Below are 20,780 nucleotides of genomic sequence, written 5' to 3' on the forward strand. Positions count from 1 at the left end.
CCCCTTTGCTGACGACAATAGCGCGATGGCCCCACCTGATCCCTTCCCGAACTCAGAAGTGAAACATCGTAGCGCCAATGGTAGTGTGGTTCGCCCATGTGAGAGTAGGTCATCGTCAGCTCTCTATTCTGAAATATCCCCCGACATTAGCTTGTCGGGGGATTTTCTTTGTGTCTATCTTTTATTCCTAGTGACCTACGTAGCAAATCCTATTTAAAGGTGAGCAAGGAGTAACGACTGTCTGGGAGACAGTCGTCCGCAGTGCAAGACGGAAGGCTATGCCGGTAGATAGCTCTTGCGTTGCCTAGCAAAGCAATGTTTTGCCTTAACGGTGCTCTTCTCGTTCGTCAGCTCTCTATCCTTGAAAAGCTCCTTGATACTGACGTATCAAGGGGCTTTTCTTTGTGCGCGGTTTGGTAATAAAGCTTAGTGCAAGAAAGTTTAGTGCTAGATGTTTCGGTCAAAACGCAAACCTTCCTACGAATCAGCTTGATATGATATTATTTATTCACTTCTAGAATCTACAATCTCTCATTTATTTTGGAGCACATTATGGGCGTTTCACTCTACTATACTGCTGAACGTTCTACTCTCTTGACTCAACAGGAGCAAGAAAAGGTTGCGTCAATAGTTAATGAATATAATGACAAATTCGAGCATGCAGATGATGCAGAGACTTTTGATCTTTATGCATATGATGATAGTGAGTCAGAGGTAATACTAGCAGGAGCTACAAAGCTACCTTCTAGTATGGATTCAGAAGATCTTATGTATACCTTAGAGCATTGGCTACAGTGTCTAACCGAGATTCGCCTTGTGGTAACTGATGCAGAATGGCATGTACATCTAGATAATAACGATGTTGTGTGGGTAGATGATAAGTGGCAGATGGAAGAGTAGCGCTTTAACATTACGATTTATATAACTGCCTAGAGCAGCTTCTATCAGCTCATAAAAAAGCTCTCAACTGGATAACAGGCTGAGAGCTTTTTTATGAAGAATTATTTTAATCTGCTTAATTTTTACTATTATTTATGCAGAAAATTCAAGTATCAGAGATATATCTATAATATGAATATATCCTCTATAATCTGCTCAAAATGATTTGACTTCTATCATTATAGCTGATAATTTTAAACAGTACTTTTATTACAGGTATGTAAAAAATATATCTACACCTTGTAGCCAATTTAATCTAGGAGGAATCAAATTGTCTGCTCGTAATACCTTACTCCTATTCTCATAATTATCAAAAGGAATTGATAATGAAGTTAGCTCCTCTTTTTTCAATTGGTGCTTTAGCCGCTATTAGTCTTCTTGGCTGTTCTAACCAATCTGCTGATACGACTGATGGCTCATCAGCGACTTCTCAAGAAACTACCGTACTACGGTTTTCACATTTTTGGCCAGCAACCTCATCTATCAGTAAAGAAGTCTTCGAGCCTTGGGCAAAACAGATAGAAACAGATTCTAATGGTCGTCTAAAAGTGGAGCTTTATCCATCAGCGGGTCTTGCTAAAGCAGACGTTACTTATGAATCTGCTGCTAAAGGTACGATCGATATCGGTTCACAAGCGCATGGTTATACCAACGGTCGCTTTCCTTTGACTCAGATTACTGAACTTCCAGGTTTATCAAATTCAGCAACCCAAATGGGCTGTATGCTACAGACCTTATATGATGACGGTACTTTAGCAGGTGAATACGAAGACTCACATTTATTATTTATGTACGGGGCTGGACCTGGGGCGCTTCATACAACTGATAAGCTAATTCGAACACCTGAAGACATGAAAGGTATGCGTATTCGCCGTCCTTCAGCTGTTGCTGGTGATATTATTGAAAGCGCTGGTGCTTCGCCAGTAGGTTTACCTGCTAATGATATGTATACCTCGTTACAGCGCGGCGTTGTTGATGGTTTGAGTTTCCCTTGGGAAGCAGTAACAGCGTTTAAAATTGATGAGATTACCAAGTATCATACCAATATTCCTTTCTATAGTTCAGCGCTTATGGTCACGATGAATAAGGACAAATATGACAACTTACCTGATGATCTAAAACAAGTTTTGGATAAAAACTCAGGGATGGCATTAGCTAATAAGGTCGGTGAAGTGTTTGATAAACATGACCAAATGGCAATTCAAGCTGCTAAAGATAAAGGTGATGAAATTATCGAAATTCCTGATCCATTAAATGATCCAGACTGGAAAGGGCCACTTGAAAGAGGTACCCAAAAATATCTAAGTGATGTTAACGCTTTGGGTTTGGATGCTGATGGCGTCTATGAAAAAGCAAAAGCTGCCAGTGCTGCCTGTAAGGTCTAACCTAATTGGAGGTGTCACATGGCATTTTTAGTCAAGCTCAGTGTCCTAATCTCTAGATTATGCCAGTTTATCGGTGGGGTGAGTCTCATCATCATCGTCCTAACCACCATGCTCGACGTCGTCGCACGCTACATATTCAAACTCACCGGTGGTGAGTTTGGCTTTACCGTCAAAGGCAGTGTAGAGATTGTCTCCTACTTTATGCTATTTGCATTATTAGCTGCCTTTGCCGCTTTTGTCGAACGCTCACAAATCATCGTCGACGTCTTCACCCAGAAAATGCCACAGTCTATCAAAGGCTACCTTATGGGTATCTTTATGATGGGCTTCTTTGTCATCGGCATTGTCTTCTCATGGGGACTCTACGAGAGCGCCATTGACGCCTTAGAGTATGGCAAAGTCACCCAAGACCTTCGAATATCTATGATGCCTATCTATATGGTTAGTGCATTCTTAAGCATCCTACTGGCCATTCGCTCATTGATCGAATCCATCAACATCTTTAAGACAGGCGAATTCTTTGACGCCGAGGAGACAGGCGCATGAGTCCAGAAATTATCGGTGCGATTGGCCTAGTGGTCATGATCCTGCTTGTCGTCCTACGCGTACCCGTCGCACTTGCCATGTTAGGGGTAGGATTAGTCGGTTTTGGTGCGGTCACCGCGCCTAGTGGTGCCCTGCAAATGCTCAAAGACATCCCAGTCGATGTCTTAGCAAAGTATGACTTTAGTGCCATTCCCTTATTTATTCTGATGGGCGTGTTTGCGACTCACTCCGGTATGGCAGGTAAACTCTTTGAAGCCACCCGAACCATATTTGGCGGGGTAAGGGGGAGTCTTGGTATTGCAGGTATTGGTTCATCCGGTATCTTTGCCTCTATCTCAGGTTCATCACTCGCCACTGCCTCTACCATGACCAAAGTGGCGTTACCGCAAATGGAGAAGTACGGCTATCAGCCAGGCTTTGCCTGCGGTATCTTAGCCGCTGGCGGTACACTTGGTATTATGATTCCGCCCAGTATTGCGCTACTGGTCTATGCCATCTTAACCCAGCAGTCAGTGGGTGACATGTTCATCGCTGGCTTCTTACCCGGTATGCTTGGTATGGTGATGTACTCGCTGACCGTCATGGTGATGGTACGCTGGAAACCGCATCTAGCAAAACGTGGTGAGAAAACCAAGTGGAAAGCCAAGCTACTGTCACTAACGGGTCTGATACCATTTAGCTTTATCTTTATTGTGATTATTGCCGGTATCTTCTTTGGGTTATTTACCCCAACAGAGGGGGCCGCAGTAGGGGCGTTTGTCTCATGGGCTTATGCCTTTGCTAAAGGTATGCGTTTAGATGGACTTAAGCAGTCATTGATTGAGACACTAGCCCTCTCTGCAGTGGTGTTCTTTATGCTATTAGGTGCAGAGGCATTGGGCTATTTTATCTCAGTCTCACGCTTGTCTTACACCTTGGCATCTTGGATTGGTGGGCTAGCGGTCAGTCCAATGATTGTGCTGATCTGTATCTTGTTCATGTACTTCCTATTAGGGCTGTTCATGGATGCGCTCGCGATGCTAGTAATCACCATACCTGTTGTGTATCCCATCATTCTAGCGTTAGGATTTGATCCAGTATGGTTTGGCATCATTGCGGTATTGACGGTGGAGCTTGGTTTGATTACGCCGCCGATGGGGATGAATATCTTTGTGATTAAGGCGATGGCACCGCACATTAAGCTGAGCGATATGTTCCGCGGGGTGGCACCATTCATTGTCTCTGATGTGATTCGTTTGATTATCTTGGTGATGTTCCCTGCCATCTCACTTGTGCTGCTCGGGTAGGCGGAATCTAAACCATAGCTTATAAGTTATTGTATGAAGCCATATTGCTAATAAAGCAGTGTGGCTTTTTTATTGGCTGATATTTTGACTAAGAATTAAGAGAAGGATATTTTAGAAACGTATAATCTGTGACGCTGCATAATGATAACTTTTCTTAGTGTTATAAAGGCTTATGAATGTAGTAAACTGGTTTTCATTCATTTTCCTATATAACTTTATAAGTAGAGATAGTCATGGCTGTCGATTTTAGTAATACGCTTATCGTCGCAATTTCTGCGACGGCACTTTTTGATTTGACTGAATCAGAAAACTATTTGCTAGAGCTGCTAGAGCAACGACCTACAAATGCTATAAAAGAGTTTAGGGAGTACATGACCGAGCGTGAAAATGATCCCTTGAATATCGGTGCAGGTTATCCGCTGATTAAAGCGTTACTAAACCTAAATAAGTATTCTGATAATAGTGATGGACGACATTCAGACATTGAAACACCATTGGTCGAAGTCGTGATTGTCTCAAAAAGCAGCCCAGACACTGGTATTCAGGTGCTTAATGCAATTCTAGAACATGATATCAATATCTCCCGTTCTGCTTTTATTTCAGGTAGCCCTGTTGCGCCTTATATCAAAGACTTTAATGTTGATCTGTTCTTGACCACCAATCGCGACGATGCCCAGCAAGTTGCGGATGCCAATATCTGTGCCTGTGCCATACTAGACGCGACGCCTGTGAATACTTATGAGCTGGATACTGAGCAGCTGCGTATTGCCTTTGATGGGGATGCAGTGCTTTTTGATGATTCAGGTGAACTGCTATACAAACAAAAAGGGCTGCGAGCCTTTCATGATCGTGAAGTACAAATGCGTGATTTGCCGATTGAAAAAGGCCCTTATGCTGAATTGTTAATTAAATTGTCAAATCTGCAAGAGCGCCTACCTGCTGGTCTAAAATACTCACCAATAAAAATTGCGCTGGTGACCGCGCGCAATGCACCAGCTGACTTGCGTGCTATCAAGACACTACGAGAGTGGGGCGTGAATGTTGATATGGCGTTTTTTTTGGGAGGATTAGAGAAAACAGCAGTACTCAGAACATTTGCGCCACATATCTTCTTTGATGATTCAATCAAGCATATCGACGCAGCACGTCGTTTTATTCCTACGGCCTTGGTTCCTTATCATTCGACGTCATTATTGCATGGTGATAACTATCTCACTGCGGATGAAGATGCATCACTATTATCGTTCAAACCTGCTGTACGCCCACTATTTGCTGTAAATCATTAAATAGGCATAAAAAATTTAGATAATAAGGATAGGATGGTATATGAATTGGCAGCAGTTGCTTCACTTAGTTGTCGTACGAATAAAGCAGGTCATCGGACTATATGCTTTTGTACTTATACCGATGTGGGGCATGTTTTTTCTAAATGAAGTGGCCTTATTTGGACTGTGGAATATCTTTGGTATTGTACCGCGTGCTTTAGATGTGGGTAGTATGATAGGGGTATTTGCTTCATGGACCATGCATGGCAATTTGTCGCATTTGACTGGCAATACGGTGACGCTATTACAGATTTTGTTTTTGTTTGGACTGTTTGAGAAGAATGCTTATCGCACGGTAATTAAACTGGTGGTCGCCTCAGGACTGGTCACTTGGGTTATCGGGTCGCCATCTTCTATCCATATCGGCGCATCAGGGCTTTGTTTTGCAATGTTAGGTTATATGATAGGCGGAGCTATATTTGCGCGGCGTTGGGGTTATCTGATTGCTTGTATTGTTATGGGGACTGGTTATTGGCTGACCATTAAGCAAGGATTGATGCCGCAACAAGGTATCTCATTTGCGGCACATTTTGGTGGCTTGTGCGCTGGGCTATTGCTAGGAGCTAATTCAAAGCATACTTATTCAGCCGCTTCTCAACGCTATTAAAAGCAACTGGATGTCAGTATTTAATGAACCAGCATAATCATAACCGTACTAAGCGTTATAGGATCAGACGATTTCATCAGTACAGATTTTGATAAATAAAGGATCGTCTGTAGTCAGCTCTCGCCACGCAGTGGTCTGTTTAACATGTTCATTCACCGTCAGTGTGTTACCTTTTTCTGGTATAACGTAATCTGCACGCGCAGGAACACTGCAATCGATAACTTGTGGAACTTTCTCTACACTTCTTCGTCTTTCAAATAAATATAAATTGAATAAATATATATTTGGGTTGTCTACTTGCACACTAGTATTTCCAGTATCGGCAGCGATAAAACGTAATATTTGTGGTTTAGCATAAGACCATGGGCGGAACCATTCCGTGCTTTCTGCTGTTTTGACGACTTCTACGCCTTCTGGCAGATCTCGCACTTGTTGACCATACCAGCTGTATTCCTGGTTTATCTGGAATGCAAACATCCCAATAGCAGCAAATAAGGGAATCAGCCATTTAGGTGCACTTTTGCCTGCCAGTTTGCTGAGGTGAGTTATGATAAGTGCTAGTCCAGCCATACCAAATGCGGCAGCGATGGTAGCGATAAACTCAAAAAGCATAAAATATTCCTTAATGCGTTAGATGTGTCTAATTGAACCTCTTAGATAAAGTAAAAATCTAAAATTTAGTTATTATAGCTATAGGATAAAAAAATCACCCACAAGCAGCTACTGCCTGTGAGTGATATATAGTAACAGAAGATATATCCTCAGTTGTGAGCTTAGTGGTCGACCGCACCGCCAGCGCCACGTGGAGAACGTACGCTCTCAACCAGCTCTTGAATATGTGCTGGTGGTGGCGCAGTAGCATAAGATACAGCGAATGCTACGATGAAGTTAAGCAATGCACCAACTGCACCAAATGATAGTGGTGAGATACCAAATAACCAGTACTCTTCAGTATCAGGGAAGTTCGCTGTACCACTGATGAAGAACCAACCTTTGAACATAAAGATATAGACAAGAACGACTATTAAACCAGTCAACATACCTGCAATAGCGCCAAGATTGTTGATGCGTTTAGAGAAAATACCCATCATTAACACAGGGAACAATGAAGAGGCAGCAATACCGAAGGCCAGTGCTACGACCTGTGCGGCAAACCCTGGCGGATTCATACCTAAGTAAGTTGCTACTACAATCGCCACACCCATAGTGATACGAGCATATTTTAGCTCTTGTTTATCAGTGATATTTGGGTTTAAGTTACGTTTGATCAAGTCATGACTGATGGCTGATGAAATTGCGAGCAGTAGGCCTGCAGCGGTTGATAGTGCTGCTGCCAAACCACCTGCAGCAATCAGACCAATAACCCATGGTGGAAGCTGTGCAATTTCTGGATTCGCTAGAACTAAGATATCAGCGTTAACATCAAGCTCGTTACCTGCCCATCCAGCGTTAGCAAAACGACCATCAAGCTCTGCATCATGTGCAATACGAGCGGTTTCTACCGCTGCAGTTGCTGCAGCAACATCGCCACCGTCAGTTTGAGCAGTATTGAGGGCGATCTGAGCAGCACCTAACCCACTATCACTGTACAACTGAATACGACCATCATTGTTTAGATCGTTATACTTGATAAGACCTGTTTCTTCCCATGTCATCATCCAGTCTGGACGTTGATCATATTCTAGAGGCGCTTCTGCAACCCCTTGTGGGTAAACGGTGTCAATTAGGTTTAGACGAGCCATAGCACCTACTGCTGGAGCAGTAAAGTATAGTAGCGAGATAAATACCAGTGTCCAACCTGCTGTCCAACGTGCATCAGCCACTTTAGGTACAGTGAAAAAACGAATGATAACGTGTGGTAGACCTGCTGTACCGATCATTAGCGTCAAGGTAAATAGCACCATGTTTAGCTTGTTAGGAACATCAGCCGTATAAGAGGCAAATCCTAAGTCAGTCACAACTTGGTTAAGCTTAGTCAAAATAGGGACACCTGACTCGACATGGTTTGAAAACAAACCAAGGCCTGGAATCGGGTTACCGGTCAACTCAAGTGAAATAAAGACAGCAGGAATAGTATAGGCAATCATCAGAACCACATACTGTGCAACCTGCGTATAGGTAATCCCTTTCATACCACCAAGTACGGCATAGAAGAAGACAACAATAGCCGCAATGATAAGACCAGTACTGCTCTCAACTTCTAAGAAGCGCGAGAATGCAACACCAGCACCGGTCATCTGACCGATAACGTAAGTGGTCGATGCGGTAATCAAACAGACCACAGCAATCATAGCAGCCGTTTTTGAGTAAAAACGATCGCCGATAAAATCAGGAACCGTGAACTTACCGAACTTACGTAAATAAGGCGCTAAAAGCATCGCTAGCAGAACATAACCGCCAGTCCAACCCATCAAATAGGTAGAAGCGCCATAACCACTAGCAGCAATAAGACCTGCCATTGAGATAAATGACGCCGCACTCATCCAGTCAGCAGCTGTTGCCATACCGTTAACGACCGGATGGACACCACCACCAGCAACATAAAATTCACTGGTTGAACCAGCACGAGCCCAAATCGCGATACCGAAATAGAGAGCGAAGGATAGACCCACAAAAATAAGATTAATTACAAATTGACTCATGGGGCTATTCCTCGTCTACGCCATATTGTTTATCTAACTTATTCATACGCCAAGCGTAAAAGAAAATTAGGATGATAAATATACCAATGGATCCTTGCTGAGCAAACCAAAAGCCCAGATCAGTACCACCGATTTTGATACCAGCTAACAATGGACGAAACAAGATACCAAAGCCATATGAGCATAGCGCCCAAACAACCAAGCTGCCGAGAATGAGACGAATATTGGCGCGCCAATATCCAGATGGATCGTTGTGGTTTTCCATAGGACAACTCCTTTTGTCTTACCTAAAAAATATCAACCATATAAAAAGAACTGCGATTATTTCTTACCACGAAAAGTATAAAAAATAGTCAGGTACTGCTTTATATAGTGAAAACGATGATGCGTGATAGTACGTTTAATGCTCGGTAATTCTCTACTTCAAATAAAAGTAGTTAACTATTTAAGCATCGTATTGACCTAAACCATCGAATGGCAAAAATAACGTTTCTTGAGGAAGACAGAAGGGTGGACTATCCAGTGTCTTTTTAACAATCTCGTCTTCCTGACAAGAGTTTTAATCTTTTTAACACGCTAACCTGTTGTGCTTCTTGTACTGATTAATAGCTTCGATAACTATAAAACAGTCTAAACGGATATAGAATTTATATTAGCACGGTTTAATAAAGATAATTGCAAACTACTACGCATAAATAATAAGTAAATTACTAAAAATTAGTTTGCTAAATATTTATTAAAGAACCTAACGTTACGGCAACCGAGTAATTTATACGATTAAATTATCACTTAATCTATTCTATATAAGATGAAACATAAGCATTATTTATTTTAAAAATAACTATATAAAGTCGATAAGTAAACGTGATGGTCGCATGTCGCTCAATATCTATATCATGCACGTGTCTTTTTGGTATCAGGTATTTTGCACAGAGGCTTATATAGTCCATGGCAATCAAAATATGATATCGATATGAAATTTAAGTAACGCGTATAAAGAATGAATAAGGAGCCCATATGAACGAAGGGATAGTAGGTTGGTTTGATAACATCGTAAATTATGGTGTCGGTATTATCTGGGGTAACAACGATTGGCTGATTGCTAGTAACCCTTGGTATGGATTACTGATGTTCTTACTAATTGGTGCGGGTCTTTACTTCACCGTCGTGACACGTTTTATTCAGTTTCGTCATTTTGGTCATATGTGGAAGTTGCTACGCGTGTCCAACCAAGGACGCAAAGATGGTGGTATTAGCTCATTTGAAGCATTGATGACGTCGCTGGCCGCGCGTGTTGGTACTGGTAACTTGGCAGGTGTGGCAATTGCCATCTATTTGGGTGGACCAGGTGCTGTATTCTGGATGTGGATGACGGCACTGGTCGGTATGTCGACCAGCTTTATCGAGTCAACCTTAGCACAGGCATATAAAGTACCGCACAACGATAATGTGTACCGCGGTGGCCCTGCTTATTACATTGAAAAAGGTCTAGGCAAACGCTGGCTCGCCGTGTTTTTCTCATTATGTTTGTTAGTGGCCTTTGGCTTGGCATTCAATGGCGTACAGTCAAACACCATCGCTCAAGCGACAAATGAAGCCTTTGGTGTGCCAACGTGGATGACAGGTTTGGTATTGGTAGTACTGGTAGCGCCAGTGGTATTCGGTGGTTTGCGCTCAGTAGCTCGTATCGCGGGTAAAATCGTACCAGTGATGGCCATCTTGTACATCTTGCTAGCGCTATTCATTATCGTGACTAACTTCAGTCAATTCCCAGCAGCGATCGCGTTGATTGTAAAATCAGCATTTGGTTTTGAGCAAGCGGCAGGCGGTGTCATCGGTTATGGTATTGCACAGGCGATGATTAACGGTATAAAACGTGGTTTGTTCTCTAACGAAGCAGGTATGGGTTCAGCACCGAATGCTGCAGCAACGGCAAAGAGTCATCCTGATCATCCAGCAGTGCAAGGTTTTATGCAGATGCTAGGTGTATTTATGGATACCCTTATCATTTGTACCGCGACGGCGTCGATCATTATCTTGTCTGGCGTGGTCGACCCTAATGTCGAGCAAGAAGGTATTCAGTTAACCCAGCTAGCCTTATCACAGTATGTGGGTGACCTAGGTGTGGTGTTCGTGGCGATTGCGATTTTCTTCTTCTCATTTACGTCTATCATCGCCAACTATAGCTACGGTGAGTCAAATCTTGAATTTATCTCTGGTGCCAAAAACGCCAAAGTGATGATTATGGTTTTCCGCTTCCTAGTGTTAGGTATGGTATTTATTGGCTCTGTTGCTAGCCTACCTGCTATATGGAACTTCGCTGACTTGTCTATGGGTCTGATGGCCTTGGTCAACTTAGTGGCAATCTTGCTCTTGTCTCCTGTAGCGCTAAGAATACTACGTGACTATGAGCGTCAGGTAAAAGAGGGTAAAACAGGCGATCAGATAAAGTTTGATCCTGATAACTTTGTGAAACTCAGAGATGAAGCTAACCGTGATGCTTGGACAGACTAAGCAGCACTGATTGATAAAACTAGCTTGTTCTAAGCATTAAAAAACCGCCCGACTCTTATAAAGAGAAGGGCGGTTTTTATTGGAGTACAGTTTTAATGATACTAACTGTACCAGCTTAAACCAGAATTATCCTGATTTACATGTTTGGGTAGTTAGGACCACCGCCACCTTCTGGGGTTACCCAAGTAATGTTCTGTGAAGGGTCTTTGATATCACAGGTCTTACAATGTACACAGTTCTGAGCATTGATGACAAACTTAGCGCCTTCAGCATCTTTGACCACTTCATATACACCCGCTGGGCAGTATAGACGCGCAGGCTCAGCATACAACGGTAAGTTGATTGAAATAGGTACCGTTGGATCAGTGAGCTTCAAGTGCGTTGGCTGATCTTCTGCATGGTTGGTATTAGAGATAAATACCGACGACAATTTATCAAATACCAACTTACCATCAGGCTTGAGATAGGTCGGTTGATAAGCATGGTTGGCACGCTCTAACTGATCGTAATCTGGGATATTGTCATGCAAGGTAAATGGCATTTTACCTTTTAGCAAGTTATGCTCGATAAAGGTGAAAGCACCGCCCATGAACAGACCCATACGGTGAATCGCAGGTGAGAAGTTGCGCGACTCGTAGTTGTCTTGATATAACCATGATTCTTTGTACATGGTGGTATAAGCAACGACTTCGTCATGCTGACGCTCAGCTTGTAGTGCCTCAAAGATCGCTTCGGCGGCGAGCATGCCTGACTTCATCGAGGTATGTGTGCCTTTGATTTTTGCTGGGTTCAAAAATCCAGCATCATCACCGACCAATACGCCACCTGGAAAGGTAAACTTCGGTAGAGAGTTGAGACCACCTTTGGTCAAAGCACGTGCGCCGTAAGAAATACGCTTACCGCCTTCTAGGACACTCTTGATGACAGGATGCGTCTTCAAACGTTGCATTTCATCAAATGGAGAGACATAAGGGTTGTGGTAAGACAAATCGGCCACAAGACCAAAGCTTACTTGGTTGTTTTCATCAAAATATAACCACCAACCACCAGTCGAGCCAGTTTCGGTCAATGGCCAGCCAAGACCATGCATGACAACGCCTTGCTCATGCTTGTCAGGCTCAACTTCCCACAGCTCTTTTAGACCGATACCATAATGCTGAGGATCAGAGTCTTTATCTAGATCAAAACGGCTGATTAAGCGTTTGCCTAAATGCCCACGGCTACCTTCGGCAAAAATAGTGTATTTGGCAAGAAGCTCATAACCAGGCTCAAAGCTCGGCTTGGCTTCACCATTGGCGGCCACACCCATATCACCCGTTAATACACCTCTGACCGAACCGTCGTCGTTGTATAAGATGTCATCGGCAGGGAAGCCTGGGAACATCATGACTTCAAGCTCTTCTGCCTGTACGGCCAACCAACGAACGACATTACCTAGCGAGACAATATAGTTGCCATCGTTGTGCATCGGACCTGGAATCAAAGAGTCAGGCACTTTAGTTGAGCGTGTGGCAGAGTTCAAATAATAGAAACGATCTTCTGTGGCTGGCACGTTAAGCGGTGCGCCTTTTTCTTTCCAGTCAGGAATCAGCTCATTTAGAGCGCGTGGCTCGATGACTGCACCAGACAACGTATGGGCACCAAACTCAGAGCCTTTTTCGACCACACAAACCATAAACTCATCATTACCAGCTTCAATAGCGAGCTGGCGCAAACGTATGGCAGCAGACAGACCTGCAGGTCCACCACCAACGATGATGACATCGAACTCCATTGATTCGCGTTCGACTTCAGGTTCCGCGGCAACTGGCGCTACGACTGGTTCTGCTTTATCTAGCGTTGCGGTCTCTGTCGCTACTGGTGCGTCAGCATTCACAGTATTACCATCGATAACTGGCGTTTGATTGTCTTGCTCTTGCATACCTACTCCTAAACTTTTAGTGGCTTATCTCAGGGCATCATTAGCTTAACAACTGAATAATAGACTTGCGGCGCTAACGTCACTCAGACATATGGCTGCCCGATAAAACTGTCTTCGCGGCATCAATTGACCCGTCATGGTTAATACCAATTTATCTAAGGATATCAACACATAACGCAAGATGTGTCATCAATACAACACCCACTTGACCATTTCAATAAAAAATCGTTACTCATTATAAAAGAAAAGTCCTACAAACACGATACGCATTTATGAGTATCGATGCTAAGGTAATGTTAAGAAAATGAGGTTGTTATAACGATAAAGTTTCATCATACCTGAAACAAAAATTTATAGTAATAAGAGATAAGCCAAACTTTGAATACTAAATAAAGGGATTAATAATGAATAACGATAATAATAGTACTGAAGGCAGCCATGAGAAAATAGCAGAAGCCCCAACTAGTAAGCCTTCTAGCTTAGATGACTTAGATAATTTGGATGCACTAAGCCAGTATATTAAGTCTGCTAAAGGGACTCGCGAAGGGCGTGCGATACCACCACTTGAAAAATGGCATCCTGAAGATATTGCTGATATGGATTTGACTATCAAGGCAAACGGAGAGTGGTGGCATGAAGGCGGACAAATGACCCGTGAGTCACTGGTCAGCTTGTTTGCCACGATACTATGGAAAGAAGAAAATAATGGCACTACTGAGTACTTCCTGAAAACCCCTGTACAGAAAATCCGTATCCAAGTTGAAGATGCACCACTTCTGATAAACGATGTTGGTATTGTCCATGAAGATGATATGAGTTGGTTAGAGTTTACAACGACGACAGGGGATGTGGTTCGCTTAGACGATGCGCATTCGATTGTATTAAAGGCGTATAATTCTAATAAGAGCGATTCTAATAAGAGCGACTTTAATAACAGTGACTTTAGTGAAAGCGATCAAGCGAATCAAATGAGTACCGCTGACGATGTTGCAGATTCTCAGGAGTTAGCATCTACAGAACAAGTGCGCCCATACATGATGGTCAGAAATGGCTTAACCGCACTTATCGGTCGTAATACTTTTTATCATCTGACTGAAATTGGAGCATTATCAGAAGAAAATGGCAAGACGATATTGACGCTGCAGAGTGGTGGCCAGTCTTATTCACTATCGATGCCTACTGATTAGGTATTATGTTTATCTATTAATTGCTGTATGCCGATGAATGCTATAATTTTATAATGTCGCCTGATTCTATTGGTCTAAAAAATTATTATCGTATAAAGGTAGGCGATAGAGAGCCGACGTAGAGTAACGTCATACATGCAACACATATATAGCGTATTTAACTGGGTAATGAGATTGATGAATAATATGATAATGGCATTAGCATAAAGATGGATATCAAAAATCAGACAGTCGAAAAACTCAGACCGTGTGTCGATATATCTGTTGACCAGAGTCTCAAAGCTATGGATCTAGTAGACGTCAATAAACATGCAGGTAGTACAGTTGTAAGCGATAAAAACCGTAGCGCGCCCATTGGCGTGTTTGATTCTGGTGTTGGCGGTTTGTCTGTTTATTTGCATTTAGCACAGCAGCTGCCTACTGAGCGTTACGTATATTACGCCGATACGCTAAATGTACCTTATGGTAATCGTGACAGCGAAGATATTGAAGCACTAACGCTAAAGGCTGTAGAGTGGTTACATCAGCAAGGCTGTAAGCTAATAGTTATTGCTTGCAACAGTGCTTCAGCATATGCGCTAGATACTGCTCGACGCTGCTATCCACATATACCCATTGTGGGTCTTGTCCCTGCATTGAAGCCTGCGGTATTGGCGAGTAAAAGTGGTCATGTAGCGGTGCTAGCAACCAAAGCGACTTTGAATGGCACCTTATTAGATGATGTTATTATCAATTTTGCTCAACCTAATAACATAGTAGTCACTAAGTATTTTGATCCGCAACTGGTACCTTGGGTAGAAGCAGGTATGTCAGAACAAGACGAGACAGCCGAAAGATTACGTCAACAGGTACGAGTATTTGCTAATGAAGGTGTCGATCAGTTGGTGCTGGGATGTACGCATTATCCGTTTTTTAAGACATTTTTATTGGATGAGATTGCACAGCAGCAGCTGTCAATACAAGTTATTGATTCTGGTCAAGCGATTGCTGAACGGGTTAGACAGCTATTGATTGCAAACAACTTGTCTGCATCATTGATGGGTGAAAAACGAGAAAATCTGACACAAAAAACCAGTAATAAAAATACCATTACTAGACCGCCATTAACTTTTCACGCCACTAAATATAGTGATAGACTATGCGCTTTAGTTGAGCGCTTACTCGGTACAGAAATGGCATTGCAATACTACTCTCACTAGTTATTATCAAAGTTAGTGATACCAATACGCTGTATGCAACGCTGACTCAGTTAAAATAAATTGAGTGCATCTTTTTAAGCTAAGAGTATGCTAGGCTGAACAAGACAAGATTTTTGTGTTCTATTTTACATCCTATCCTTTTTATGTCACGACCTACGCTTAGAGGTAATTGTGCCGAATCGTCGCTATCATATTCATATTATATGCGCTGACAATGACCAGTTGTTGGTTCTAGACAGCTTAGCGATATTTTTTCAGGCGCGCGCATTTCTGACCTATGATGTTTCTAGTAAATTATCTAAAGCCTCTTTTTATGGGCGCCAGTGTATTGATTCTTGTGATTACGCAGTTATGATCGTTGGCGACAGCTACGGGACTGTGCAAAAAAACGGCGTTAGCCAAATGCACTTAAGTTATCTAAATGCCAAAGCGAAGCTTAAGCCGCTAATTGTTCTGGTCAAAAACCACTCTCCAGACGCTGTTATCAGCCGACAACTTCAAGAGTTTATTAAGTTAGTCACCAAGCAAGACAACCAGCTACATTACTATGATACGGAAGAAGATATTGAGCCATTGCTAGTACAGGCTCACTATAATGCTGTCGCCAATAATAAAATGGTAGGTGGCTGGGTCAGAGCGAATGACGAAGAGAATACGACTAGTAAAAAGGTCGTGTATGAGAAGACCGTCGATATATTACTTAGTACTACCGAGGTAGAGAAAAACAGTGCTGATGAAGAAGATTTTATATCGGATAAGGTTAGTGAGCCAATTGAGTTAACGGAGTTTTTTGAGATTCAATATAGTGCTCAGGCTTATGAGGGCGGCAATCTAACGGACGTAACTAGGTCACTAACACTCTCGTGGCACGAGATACTCATGACACTCATGAGAATACCGTCTACTTTTTCGAGCTATGGCTTGCAAAATGCCATCAATCGTTTGATTACCGCTAAAGCGGAAGTAGACATCAAAAAAGAGATGCCAAACGTTCATGCTGTCTCACGCTGCCAAATCTCTCAAGCTGATATCAATAATTTGCAACGTAAGCTAGTCGGTGCAAACTGGATACAACTGATGACTTATGGCACGCGGGTATCACAAGAGCTATGGAAGCTTACCTTCTACGCAAAAAACCTACTGCAAAATCATACCTCAAATACGAATAAACAAGACGAGTAATTATTCGCTAGCGCGTTCAAAAATAGCCATCTAAAACGTCCATTTTGGCATCACGACTACGTTTTGTAATACAAAGCATACGTGCAATGCTTGTGAATATTCCTCAGACCCGTAATAATGAAGTCAGTCAGTTAACTATGCTAACAACGTTAGCTGTTTGAGAATGACAACTATAATATTAATAATTAGGGAGAGCGTACGATGAGCAATGCTAAAAATGACGAGTTAAAAAGAGAGATTGATGGTCTAGAAAAGTCTATGCATGATGCTGATCAGTTTCATACGTTAGAAGAGCAAGTAGCAGATATGAAACGTCGCGGTATAGATCCTAGCAAGGCCTACAAAGATTTAGACAGTAAAGCCGAAGATGAAGATTGGGGCGATGCGACTTGGAAAGAGAATGGTAAGTGGGAGCCAAAAACGGCAGCCGATTTAGACGATAAAGCTCGCGAAAACTGGAATGGTGATAATGGTCAGCCTAAGCCACCGCCTATTGTTTAGATACGTATTTTGAGTCAATTAGATAAGTTCTATTAATAACTATTTATAAATAAAAAAGCCACGCTATCGTTAGCGTGGCTTTTTTGATGCGTCTAAATAGCGTTATTTATATTGCTACTACGAACCTTGGTCTATACGAACAAGCTTGATAGTGCCATCGGCGTCAATAACGCGGCGATAACGTGTATTGCCAGAAGTTGATGAGCTCACTGATGGCTGAGATGAGTAGCTACTAGGAGCAATCGTTTGCTGTTGAATCAATTGCCCCATGCGATCGGCAGGTGCAGGATTCAGAGGTTTGCTGTTTGCAGGCTGGCCGTATTGAGTTTGACTCGGTGCTGCATTACCAACGATGGCGCGATAGAACTTCTGGCCTGCGCGTCCGTCAGCTGGGAAAATGCCGCGACTAGTCTGATATTGCTGGATAGCGGTACGAGTATTGTCTCCGATGATGCCATCTACACCGCCAATGTCATAACCTGCGTTTAGCAACGCTTGTTGAATGTCTTTGGCCTGCTGGCGGCTGATACCAGGATCATCTGTCGGCCACGCAGTGATAAAGTCTGTTTTGCTGCTGTCTTCGCGAGTGATTAGATCTGATAAGTGTGCGATAGCCAATGCGTAGTTTTCTGAGGCGTTATAAGAGTAGAAAGTGTCGAAATTTTTACCCACCAAGAAAGCAGGGCCTTCCATCCCAGCGGGTAACAATAAGCCTGCACTACTTAAGTCATATGGTAACGGACTACCATTAGCCAACGTCAGACCTTGGTCGCGCCAGTGGCTTATCGATTTTTTATCCTTACGATTAGAAGCGGCCCAAAACCCATCAGGTAGTTTGACTTCATAGCCCCAAGGCTCACCAGTACGATAGCCGCGATTGTCCAAGAAGTTTGCGGTAGAAGCGAGTGCATCAGGTACGCTATTGACCAAATCACGACGTCCATCACCATCGAAATCTACTGCCAATTCTAAGAAAGTACTCGGCATAAACTGTGTCTGTCCAAAAGCGCCTGCCCATGATCCTGTCATATCATTTGGTGCGATATCACCGTTTTGCACGATTTTTAGCGCATTGCCGTACTCACCTTGAAAGTAGCTCTGACGACGGTCAAAACAAGATAAGGTCGCTAAAGACTCAAATAATGGTTTTTTACCTAGTGTTTGACCAAAGTTAGATTCTACGCCCCAAACACCGAGCACGTGCTCAGCTTTTACGCCATAACGCGATTCGATTTGACGTAGTGTAGAGCCCCATTGACGCTTGGCTCGGATACCGTCCTCGACACGTTCTTTGTCTACCAATGCTGATAAATAGTCCCAGACGTCTTTTTGAAACTCTGGTTGATAATTCAGTGACTGAATGACACTAGGATCAGGCTGGCTTGGGCGATAGTTATTAAAGGTATAGCCATCAACACCGCTAAACTTGCTAGAATTTTTTAGATTGTCCAAGCACTGCTGAAACTCACTATTGGATAAATCAGGTGCTGGCGGCTGCGCGGCTTGAGCAGTGGTAGCAAGGCTGATGCCGACAGCAACACTAAGCAGCGACAAAGTAGAAAAAGGAGTCAAACGCATGAAAATATCCTATAAACGTTAAAATAGTTATCGAAAGGCAAAAAATGATATTAACGTAGAGTAACCAATCTAAACAGTAAAGAAAAGCTGTCGAAGTACCAAGGTTATAAATGGTTACGATAAATTGACGCTGCCGTGAGATTAGAAGAGGATTTCATAAAGCTGAAAGTGCAAAGCGTCAGACAGTATTTCAACTCGAGGACTATCTTTAGGAGGTGGAACCTGTTTATTTGGCTAGCACACTATCTAGTTCTTCTATAAAGCTATGAATACGCGCGGCATTTTTGCCCAAATCGCTCTGTCCAACTCGTGACTTACTGCGAATATCAACTAAGCACTCGCTATCGTTGTCAGTCACACGAATGACCACATCATCTTTGAAACCAAACCAAGCAGTTGTCTCTGTTGCTTCGATGATGCCTTTGTCTACATCAGTATTTACAAGCTCCCACCCTAAATTCTCAATGGCTTGTTTAGATGCTTCGATCAGTTCAGACTTCGATTGAGTATAGGTCAATGTTTGCAAATCAGGGTAGGCAGTACGTTGTTGTTCAGCCACTTCTGCGCCTGCGTACGCTACGGGATTTGGTGCATCTGCACGCAGTGGTGCAATCGCGACAAACTCAGGCGGATTTACCAAATCGGTAGAAATATCGTGAATAGGTGGTACATTTTTGGCCGTATTCATCATGCCGAGCGGAATAGCTATGGCAGTAGCAGCAAATACGGCTGAGGCTAGTGTGCTCCCAATACTGGCTGTATTGCGTTTAAATAATAGCTGTATAGCCAACAATACCAATGCTGCGATACCAGCAAATAACCCAAATTTAAACCCTGCAAACGCAGTGCCTAATTCTACAATGCCAAACTTATACAATGGGCCTGCTAGAGCAACTAGCAGAATAGCAATTACACTCATTAGACCGACTATCATTTTCATTCAATTTCTCCGTTGCGATTTAGCGGCTTGTTAAAGGTTACATGAGTTTTTTATTTACTGCTCAATAACCAAATCTTTTCTGTGACGGTGATATCAGGTGCAGAACCTATAGAAGAAGGCACGCTTGCTAGCTCACCGATTTGGTAGTGATCGCCGTAATATCGCTCTAGTTGTTCGCCGTCAATAGAGAAAGGTGGTCCATTCTTTTTACGCTGATCGTAATTTAGCGTGAGTAAAAGCTGCGGTGTTATTTCATTGTTAGCACCATCAACTTTACTGGTATCGCTACTAAGTTTCCGCACTTGCTCACTATATTTCATACGCATGTCAGCTGGCAGAGCGATTAATGCCGCTTTATCATATATTGCATCAATAGAGCCAATATCTTTAGCGGTCAGCGCAAAGATATTAGCAGCCCATAAAGTGATGGTTTGTCCCGACAACTGGCCTTGATAGTATCTAATCGCTGGATTGTCTGCCTGTTGATAGACGGTAGGTTCGATGTTTTGCTCAGCAAAGAATTCTTGTACGGCTGTTTCGACCAACTCAACGCCCACCACGTCATAGCCTTGCGTCGCTAACCAAACCATATCGATAGATTTGCCACAAAGCGGCACAAAAATGCGGCTACCCGCAGTTAGATTGAGGTGGTCGAAATATTTAATCAATAATGGATTGACCATAGATTGATTGAATCCAATGCGACCTTCTTGCCAACGTTTTTGCCAAAACTCAGGGTTCATGCTGCAATCCTCCATCTGCAAGTTTTTATATGAATATTTAGCTTTAGTAATATTGATTGGTCATATCAAAGACATAAATAGTAAAAAGCCAAACACCTATAGCATAAGTGTTTGGCTAGTATCTAACATTAGGCTAAGAAGCTTTTTCAATAAATAATTTTGGGGCTGTAGTAGATAAGCACTATGTTAGACTACTTTTATGAAGATAACCCGTTGTAAAATAAGTAAAAAAGTACAGCGAAGGCTGTTAGAGTTTTTCACAGCTGAAGTGACTGCTAGAACAGC

General features: G+C 42.7%; 18 protein-coding genes, 1 rRNA gene and 1 pseudogene. 13 read left to right on the forward strand and 7 right to left on the reverse strand.

Annotated features, from left to right (window positions below; all coding sequences use genetic code 11):
- Nucleotides 1-7: 7 nt before the first annotated feature.
- The 7 genes from rrf (at nucleotide 8) to JMX63_RS13025 (ending at nucleotide 6,088) form a co-directional block, all read left to right on the forward strand.
- Nucleotides 8-121, forward strand: a 5S ribosomal RNA gene (gene rrf, locus JMX63_RS12995).
- Nucleotides 122-552: 431 nt separating this feature from the next.
- Nucleotides 553-900, forward strand: a complete 348-nt coding sequence (locus JMX63_RS13000; protein ID WP_101204393.1) for a hypothetical protein — start codon at nucleotides 553-555, stop codon at nucleotides 898-900.
- A 365-nt stretch (nucleotides 901-1,265) separates the two neighbouring features.
- Nucleotides 1,266-2,324 carry a TRAP transporter substrate-binding protein gene (locus tag JMX63_RS13005; protein ID WP_160023292.1) on the forward strand — a complete coding sequence of 353 codons (1,059 nt, stop codon included), beginning with the start codon at nucleotides 1,266-1,268 and terminating at the stop codon, nucleotides 2,322-2,324.
- Between the two features lie 18 nt (nucleotides 2,325-2,342).
- A complete protein-coding gene (locus tag JMX63_RS13010; protein WP_057761870.1) occupies nucleotides 2,343-2,870 on the forward strand; it encodes a TRAP transporter small permease in 528 nt (175 codons plus the stop codon).
- Complete coding sequence (locus JMX63_RS13015) at nucleotides 2,867-4,156, forward strand: TRAP transporter large permease (RefSeq protein WP_201572817.1); 1,290 nt, start codon at nucleotides 2,867-2,869, stop codon at nucleotides 4,154-4,156. The genes JMX63_RS13010 and JMX63_RS13015 overlap by 4 nt, the downstream gene beginning before the upstream one ends.
- A gap of 233 nt (nucleotides 4,157-4,389) precedes the next feature.
- Complete coding sequence (locus tag JMX63_RS13020; protein WP_201572819.1) at nucleotides 4,390-5,442, forward strand: 5'-nucleotidase; 1,053 nt, start codon at nucleotides 4,390-4,392, stop codon at nucleotides 5,440-5,442.
- Between the two features lie 40 nt (nucleotides 5,443-5,482).
- Nucleotides 5,483-6,088, forward strand: a complete 606-nt coding sequence (locus tag JMX63_RS13025; RefSeq protein ID WP_102093496.1) for a rhomboid family intramembrane serine protease — start codon at nucleotides 5,483-5,485, stop codon at nucleotides 6,086-6,088.
- Nucleotides 6,089-6,151: 63 nt separating this feature from the next.
- Here JMX63_RS13025 and JMX63_RS13030 read toward each other — a convergent pair whose 3' ends face one another.
- From JMX63_RS13030 to JMX63_RS13040, 3 genes are all read right to left on the reverse strand, one after another.
- The gene (locus JMX63_RS13030; RefSeq protein WP_102093497.1) at nucleotides 6,152-6,700 is read right to left on the reverse strand and encodes a hypothetical protein; all 549 of its coding nucleotides are present in this window, start codon (nucleotides 6,698-6,700) and stop codon (nucleotides 6,152-6,154) included.
- A 161-nt stretch (nucleotides 6,701-6,861) separates the two neighbouring features.
- Entirely contained in the window at nucleotides 6,862-8,730 is a 1,869-nt protein-coding gene (locus JMX63_RS13035; protein WP_101205297.1) for a sodium:solute symporter family protein, read from the reverse strand.
- A 4-nt stretch (nucleotides 8,731-8,734) separates the two neighbouring features.
- Nucleotides 8,735-8,995 (reverse strand): DUF4212 domain-containing protein, encoded by a 261-nt coding sequence (locus JMX63_RS13040; RefSeq protein WP_101205298.1) that lies wholly within the window; start codon nucleotides 8,993-8,995, stop codon nucleotides 8,735-8,737.
- Nucleotides 8,996-9,747: 752 nt separating this feature from the next.
- Between JMX63_RS13040 and JMX63_RS13045 the strand changes: the two genes are divergently transcribed.
- Entirely contained in the window at nucleotides 9,748-11,244 is a 1,497-nt protein-coding gene (locus tag JMX63_RS13045; protein ID WP_201572821.1) for an alanine/glycine:cation symporter family protein, read from the forward strand.
- A 136-nt stretch (nucleotides 11,245-11,380) separates the two neighbouring features.
- Here the strand turns inward: JMX63_RS13045 and JMX63_RS13050 are convergent, their stop codons facing one another.
- Nucleotides 11,381-13,018, reverse strand: coding sequence for an electron transfer flavoprotein-ubiquinone oxidoreductase (locus tag JMX63_RS13050; RefSeq protein WP_201572833.1), 1,638 nt, complete (start codon nucleotides 13,016-13,018; stop codon nucleotides 11,381-11,383).
- 551 nt (nucleotides 13,019-13,569) lie between these two features.
- Between JMX63_RS13050 and JMX63_RS13055 the strand changes: the two genes are divergently transcribed.
- From JMX63_RS13055 to JMX63_RS13070, 4 genes are all read left to right on the forward strand, one after another.
- Nucleotides 13,570-14,352, forward strand: a complete 783-nt coding sequence (locus JMX63_RS13055; RefSeq protein WP_201572823.1) for a DUF1285 domain-containing protein — start codon at nucleotides 13,570-13,572, stop codon at nucleotides 14,350-14,352.
- 284 nt (nucleotides 14,353-14,636) lie between these two features.
- Nucleotides 14,637-15,551, forward strand: a complete 915-nt coding sequence (gene murI / locus JMX63_RS13060) for a glutamate racemase (protein ID WP_201572835.1) — start codon at nucleotides 14,637-14,639, stop codon at nucleotides 15,549-15,551.
- Between the two features lie 171 nt (nucleotides 15,552-15,722).
- On the forward strand, nucleotides 15,723-16,733 hold the full coding sequence (locus JMX63_RS13065; protein WP_201572825.1) for a DUF4062 domain-containing protein: 1,011 nt from the start codon (nucleotides 15,723-15,725) through the stop codon (nucleotides 16,731-16,733).
- A 201-nt stretch (nucleotides 16,734-16,934) separates the two neighbouring features.
- Nucleotides 16,935-17,234 (forward strand): hypothetical protein, encoded by a 300-nt coding sequence (locus JMX63_RS13070; protein ID WP_057761845.1) that lies wholly within the window; start codon nucleotides 16,935-16,937, stop codon nucleotides 17,232-17,234.
- A 117-nt stretch (nucleotides 17,235-17,351) separates the two neighbouring features.
- Here the strand turns inward: JMX63_RS13070 and JMX63_RS13075 are convergent, their stop codons facing one another.
- The 3 genes from JMX63_RS13075 to tmpT form a co-directional block, all read right to left on the reverse strand.
- Nucleotides 17,352-18,812: a lytic murein transglycosylase gene (locus JMX63_RS13075; RefSeq protein WP_201572827.1), complete on the reverse strand. Its 1,461-nt coding sequence runs from the start codon at nucleotides 18,810-18,812 to the stop codon at nucleotides 17,352-17,354.
- A 226-nt stretch (nucleotides 18,813-19,038) separates the two neighbouring features.
- Nucleotides 19,039-19,752, reverse strand: coding sequence for a DUF1499 domain-containing protein (locus JMX63_RS13080; RefSeq protein ID WP_201572829.1), 714 nt, complete (start codon nucleotides 19,750-19,752; stop codon nucleotides 19,039-19,041).
- A gap of 50 nt (nucleotides 19,753-19,802) precedes the next feature.
- A complete protein-coding gene (tmpT, locus tag JMX63_RS13085; RefSeq protein ID WP_201572831.1) occupies nucleotides 19,803-20,495 on the reverse strand; it encodes a thiopurine S-methyltransferase in 693 nt (230 codons plus the stop codon).
- Nucleotides 20,496-20,694: 199 nt separating this feature from the next.
- On the opposite strand from tmpT, the pseudogene JMX63_RS13090 reads away from it, so the two are divergent.
- Nucleotides 20,695-20,780, forward strand: a pseudogene (locus JMX63_RS13090) (IS1595 family transposase); the annotation flags it as partial.

This window comes from Psychrobacter nivimaris, from assembly GCF_904846365.1.
Lineage (GTDB): Bacteria > Pseudomonadota > Gammaproteobacteria > Pseudomonadales > Moraxellaceae > Psychrobacter > Psychrobacter nivimaris_B.

What these genes read in the sequence shown, in the direction of transcription:
- JMX63_RS13000 (WP_101204393.1), top strand. Translation starts at nt 553, where the DNA reads ATGGGCGTTTCACTCTACTATACTGCTGAACGTTCTACTCTCTTGACT.
- JMX63_RS13005 (WP_160023292.1), top strand. Translation starts at nt 1,266, where the DNA reads ATGAAGTTAGCTCCTCTTTTTTCAATTGGTGCTTTAGCCGCTATTAGT.
- JMX63_RS13010 (WP_057761870.1), top strand. Translation starts at nt 2,343, where the DNA reads ATGGCATTTTTAGTCAAGCTCAGTGTCCTAATCTCTAGATTATGCCAG.
- JMX63_RS13015 (WP_201572817.1), top strand. Translation starts at nt 2,867, where the DNA reads ATGAGTCCAGAAATTATCGGTGCGATTGGCCTAGTGGTCATGATCCTG.
- JMX63_RS13020 (WP_201572819.1), top strand. Translation starts at nt 4,390, where the DNA reads ATGGCTGTCGATTTTAGTAATACGCTTATCGTCGCAATTTCTGCGACG.
- JMX63_RS13025 (WP_102093496.1), top strand. Translation starts at nt 5,483, where the DNA reads ATGAATTGGCAGCAGTTGCTTCACTTAGTTGTCGTACGAATAAAGCAG.
- JMX63_RS13030 (WP_102093497.1), bottom strand. Translation starts at nt 6,700, where the DNA reads ATGCTTTTTGAGTTTATCGCTACCATCGCTGCCGCATTTGGTATGGCT.
- JMX63_RS13035 (WP_101205297.1), bottom strand. Translation starts at nt 8,730, where the DNA reads ATGAGTCAATTTGTAATTAATCTTATTTTTGTGGGTCTATCCTTCGCT.
- JMX63_RS13040 (WP_101205298.1), bottom strand. Translation starts at nt 8,995, where the DNA reads ATGGAAAACCACAACGATCCATCTGGATATTGGCGCGCCAATATTCGT.
- JMX63_RS13045 (WP_201572821.1), top strand. Translation starts at nt 9,748, where the DNA reads ATGAACGAAGGGATAGTAGGTTGGTTTGATAACATCGTAAATTATGGT.
- JMX63_RS13050 (WP_201572833.1), bottom strand. Translation starts at nt 13,018, where the DNA reads ATGGAGTTCGATGTCATCATCGTTGGTGGTGGACCTGCAGGTCTGTCT.
- JMX63_RS13055 (WP_201572823.1), top strand. Translation starts at nt 13,570, where the DNA reads ATGAATAACGATAATAATAGTACTGAAGGCAGCCATGAGAAAATAGCA.
- murI (WP_201572835.1), top strand. Translation starts at nt 14,637, where the DNA reads ATGGATCTAGTAGACGTCAATAAACATGCAGGTAGTACAGTTGTAAGC.
- JMX63_RS13070 (WP_057761845.1), top strand. Translation starts at nt 16,935, where the DNA reads ATGAGCAATGCTAAAAATGACGAGTTAAAAAGAGAGATTGATGGTCTA.
- JMX63_RS13075 (WP_201572827.1), bottom strand. Translation starts at nt 18,812, where the DNA reads ATGCGTTTGACTCCTTTTTCTACTTTGTCGCTGCTTAGTGTTGCTGTC.
- JMX63_RS13080 (WP_201572829.1), bottom strand. Translation starts at nt 19,752, where the DNA reads ATGAAAATGATAGTCGGTCTAATGAGTGTAATTGCTATTCTGCTAGTT.
- tmpT (WP_201572831.1), bottom strand. Translation starts at nt 20,495, where the DNA reads ATGAACCCTGAGTTTTGGCAAAAACGTTGGCAAGAAGGTCGCATTGGA.